Here is a 4,543-nt window from a genome sequence, read left to right as displayed (position 1 = left end):
TTTAATTCCCTTTAAGTGTAAAGTGCGAGAGTGAGGTCGGACGGTCTCACTCGCGATCACTTTGCTGGTTCATCCTTGCCTCAATTTCTATTTCTAGCCTATCTCCCTGTTTTTCAAGATCTTTTCTTACAAATTTAAAAACATTGTCTAAGCTCAAGTAAGGGCTCGAAATTTATGTGCGTTTTGTCGCAATTTGCTTGCTGACTAACCACTTATCCAAGGATAAGACCGTTAGTCGCAGAGCATTCAGTGATTTTCAGCCAACGAATTAGAGTGTATGTATGAAAAACCTATCAGGCTGCATTATGAATCAAGCAAGAGAAAAGCAATCTGGCTTCACCATTCTGGAGTTAGTAATAACCGTTTTAATCGTGGGTATTGTTGCTGCGATCGCGGTACCTAGTTTCTCTAATTCAATTGCGCGAAATCAAATCAGTTCAACGGCCAATAATTTGGTGGGCGCTTTTAACATGGCTCGAACAGAAGCGGCGCAACGTGGCGGCAACGTTCATATTGGCTCCGCATCTGGAACATCCGATTGGAGCTCGGGCTATCAAATATTTGTTGATGGTGATGGTGATGGTGCTTATGACGCAGGTGAGGAGCTTCGTGTTTATGAAGCGATATCAGGCGGCCTTAGCCTCAATGAAGATGGAGGAGAGGATACAATCAACTTCAATGCTATGGGGTTTTCATCGGATGTCGTTACCTTTTCTTTATGCTCTAGCGTTGCGGCGCTTCGTGACCGTCAGATTGATGTGACGCTTTCTGGCAGGGTGAATATTACCCAAATTGATTGCCCTTAATAATCGTAAGTCGTGAGATGTTAGCTATGAGAACGGATCTAGTGATAAAGAAAAAGCAAAACGGCATCACTATTATTGAGGTTTTGGTTGCAATGTTAGTGTTGTCTGTTGGTCTATTGGGTATGGCGAGTTTGCAGGTGCGTGCGGTTAGTGACACCACCAACTCAAGTTTTCGCAGTATTGCGATTTATTATGCGAATGACATGGCTGATCGTATGCGTGCAAATCGAACAGCCCTGTCTACAGGTGCGTACAATGTCCATACCGGCGGTTCTGACAAAACGGCTACTTGTTTGGCCGTTGGCGGCTGCTCGTCGGCTGATATGGCCGCGCATGACAAATGGGAATGGCAGGACAATATCTCTGATGCATTGCCTGCGGGCAGAGGTGAGATTTCTCAAGCTGCTGGCATTTATACAATCTCTGTCTTTTGGTCCGACCGTGTAGAGCAAGAAAACGCGGATGGTGACAGAATCGGTACAGATGAAACGTCTGTGAATTTTGTTTTTCAGCCTTAAGGTGTTTTTATGAAACGTTTTACTATTACTAAAACTCCAACAGGCTTCTCACTGGTAGAGTTGATGGTAGCTTTGGCTTTGAGCTCTGTATTGTTGGTAGGCCTGTTTCAAATTTTTAATTCGAACCGTCAGGCATTTAGCATGCAGGATGGTATGGCTCGGGTTCAGGAAAGTGGCCGAATTAGCATGGAGTTCCTTGCTCGTAGCGTTCGAAAGGCTGGCTATATGGGCTGCGCAGGAGGGATCGGTAATTTTTCAAGCATTGTCAAAGCGAGTGCATACAACGATGGCGAGTTTGAAGCCGCTCTTAACTCTTTTGATGGCAACAGTGGCCTTATTGGTTATGAGAATGTCACGGATACAACCGGTACCCCATTAGGTGATGCAGGTATTGTTATCGGAACGGCAGAAGCGCAAATGATTAGTGGAACAGATGCGCTTTCCATGCAGGGTGTGCGCCCGTGTTCGGGCGGCAAGGTTGTAGGGGGTGGAACTGGGTCTGCGCAGCTATTTGTTGAAAATGCCGCAAGGTGTGGTTTGTCTCAAAACGATATCGTTATTGTTGCAAACTGTGATTCGGCAGAAGCGTTCGGGATATCTAATAGTCCAAACACCGATCCTGACAACGATGTAAATAACATCGCGCATGGTGGTAACGTCAATATCAACCCACCATTTTTAAGCGGTACGTATGTTGATGACTCATATATTTACAAGCCTGATTTTACTTTTTTCTATATTGGTAATGGTGCTAGCGGAGAACCAGCGCTGTACATGAAGAGCCTTCGTTACAACGCTATAAATACCGACTTTGGATCATTTGAAGTTGCTGAGGGGGTAGAAGATATGCAGCTGCTCTTCGGCGAGGATACTAACGGAAACCAAGCTGTTAACCGATACGTGACTGCGGATCTTGTAACGGACTGGAATTCGGTTTTGGCTGTTCGTTCATGTTTGGAAATTCGCTCTCAAGATAGAGCTGTTTCTGACGCGCAAACATACAAAGATTGTGCTGGTAATGATGTTACTGCTGCCGATGTGCGTTTCCGTAAAGCTTATCAAACGACCGTTGCGATTCGTAATCGAGTGAATTAGGAGAGTATCGTGAATAGAAACAAACAGCAGGGTGCTGCGCTTTTCGTCTCGTTAATCTTTTTGTTGATATTGACGGTTCTTGGTGTTGCATCAATGAACGACACCATTATGCAAGGAAAGATGGCTGCAGCGATCCAAGACGGAAATGTTGCCCTGCAAGGTGCTGAAACGGCTATTCGAGACGCAGAAACATTTCTTAATAATATTACCTCAACCGGCGGTTTTGATAATAGCAGTTGTTTGTATCAGGAGGGGGATGGCCCCGATCCTTTTGATGCGACAATCTGGGCATCTGCGGCGGGAGAGGATACATGCGAAGCGAGCGCGCTCGCAGGCCAGACGAATGCAGCACGCTACTTCATAGAGCAATCAGGTGGTGTTACGGATACCTCTACGGCAACGAGCGTGAGCTTACCAACGTATTCGCATGAAGCCGGCTCGGGAACGATTCGCGCGTTCCGTATTGTTGCCAGAGCAACGGGCGGCACGACAAGATCACAACGATTTATTGAAAGTTTTTACGCGCTTCGCTTCTAAGCGTAGCCGTCAAAAAAGACCCTGAACTTATTTCAGGAGGAGTAAGAAAATGAACAGTATCCAACGAAAACTGACATGGTGTATGTTTGTCGCCTACATGAGTGCTCCTGCGGTCGTGCATTCTACCCCGTGGAATTACTCAGACTCTCCGCTTTGGCTTGGTACTTCGGTTCAGCATAATCTCATGTTTGCCATTGACGACTCTGGAAGCATGGACTTTGAAGTGTTGTTTGCGAATAACGATGGAGCTATTTATCTTAACGATAATGGCTTCTTCGCAGATAGTTCAGGTGCTCTATACGAAAGCGGTGACAAATATACTTATCTGTTCCCTAATGGCTATAGTGGTAGTTATAACGGTGAACGTAAGAACAATAACCACTATGCTATTCCTCCTGTTCCTGCTTACGCCTTTGCTCGATCGCCTTCGTTCAATTCTGCGTATTATGATCCTTCGGTCACTTACAATCCTTGGCCGAATTTTGATGAGTACTCATCAGACCCTACCAAAGATACTTTCCTTGATGCCGATGTTGATAACACCGCGTTTGAGCCAATTTCGGATTTAAATAGCGTAGGTACTTTGGCACTGTTTGCAGACCATGACACAGCGAGCAATACGGACGACCAATGGGCCTTCGATATTCAAGATGACGCCATGGTATGCGATGAAAACGGGAATACCTGTTCTACAGGGCAGCGTGACGATACTTATTATCCTGCGACATACTACTTAAAAGATACTGAAGGAAGTTATTGGTACCATCCAGATGGTGATGAAGTTTCTACTGCAAATACATTAGTGATAGAGGCAGAGTCAGCGTTTCCATCTAATCTTCAAGGCAATATGCTGGAGACAACAGCTTTGATCTTGGGCGCTGTTGAACCGCAAAAAAACGATCTAGCAAGTTTTGCCAATGCCGCAGCGACCTCCGAAGGTCGTTTTATTGGCACTTTAGAAGCGGGCGGTGCAAGTAGTACAGGTAGTGCTCCTCCTGCGTCCGTTAGTTCTGCAACCTATACCTTTACAACGCCTTCTGACTCTGGTGATTATAAGATTTGGTTTAGAGCGCTTGGCCCAGATGGCAGCGGTGATTCTTTGTGGGTTAAATTGCATGGAAAGACGAGTGCTGACATAACGCCTGCGAATGGCAATAATGATTGGGATGCGACCGAGACTGATGTAAATAAAATGTTTGCGGGTATTAGCTCAGATAATACATGGGGCTGGGCTGAGTGGGCGGAAGTCAATCTCACAGGGAATACGTCTTATACACTCGAAGTGCGCTACCGCGAGGGTGGTACTTTGCTTGATCAAATCGTCGTCACCAGTGCGGCGATGGCTCCATCGGGAATCTTATCCCAAGCCCTTATTCCTGCAGCCGCGACCAAAGAACAATTTTTATGTTCATCGCCTAACCCTTTGCATTATCAACTCTTTGCTCGATTCCCTGGCCGGTTTTCTGTTGATGAAGCAAAAACACAAAGCATCGATGGTCTCGCATACGACGGCTCTTGTTTAACGAAATATGAGATTGCAAATGGCTGGGTTGATGATCCAGACGACGGTGCTCCTAATGGTGTTTC

General features: G+C 45.9%; 5 protein-coding genes. All 5 read left to right on the top strand.

Annotation, left to right across the window (positions count from 1 at the left end; all coding sequences use genetic code 11):
- The first annotated feature begins 281 nt into the window (after positions 1-281).
- Positions 282-806: a GspH/FimT family pseudopilin gene (locus A3751_RS04370; protein ID WP_068452613.1), complete on the top strand. Its 525-nt coding sequence runs from the start codon at positions 282-284 to the stop codon at positions 804-806.
- 26 nt (positions 807-832) lie between these two features.
- A complete protein-coding gene (gene pilV / locus A3751_RS04365; protein WP_068452610.1) occupies positions 833-1,324 on the top strand; it encodes a type IV pilus modification protein PilV in 492 nt (163 codons plus the stop codon).
- A gap of 9 nt (positions 1,325-1,333) precedes the next feature.
- Positions 1,334-2,419 carry a PilW family protein gene (locus A3751_RS04360; protein ID WP_068452607.1) on the top strand — a complete coding sequence of 362 codons (1,086 nt, stop codon included), beginning with the start codon at positions 1,334-1,336 and terminating at the stop codon, positions 2,417-2,419.
- A 9-nt stretch (positions 2,420-2,428) separates the two neighbouring features.
- Positions 2,429-2,956 carry a PilX N-terminal domain-containing pilus assembly protein gene (locus A3751_RS04355; protein ID WP_068452604.1) on the top strand — a complete coding sequence of 176 codons (528 nt, stop codon included), beginning with the start codon at positions 2,429-2,431 and terminating at the stop codon, positions 2,954-2,956.
- 49 nt (positions 2,957-3,005) lie between these two features.
- A partial coding sequence (locus A3751_RS04350; protein ID WP_197466171.1) for a hypothetical protein occupies positions 3,006-4,543 on the top strand: 1,538 nt, incomplete at its 3' end.

This window comes from Oleiphilus sp. HI0080 (assembly GCF_001635135.1).
Note: the sequence above shows the minus strand (reverse complement) of the source record. Positions and strands in the feature narration are given on the sequence as shown.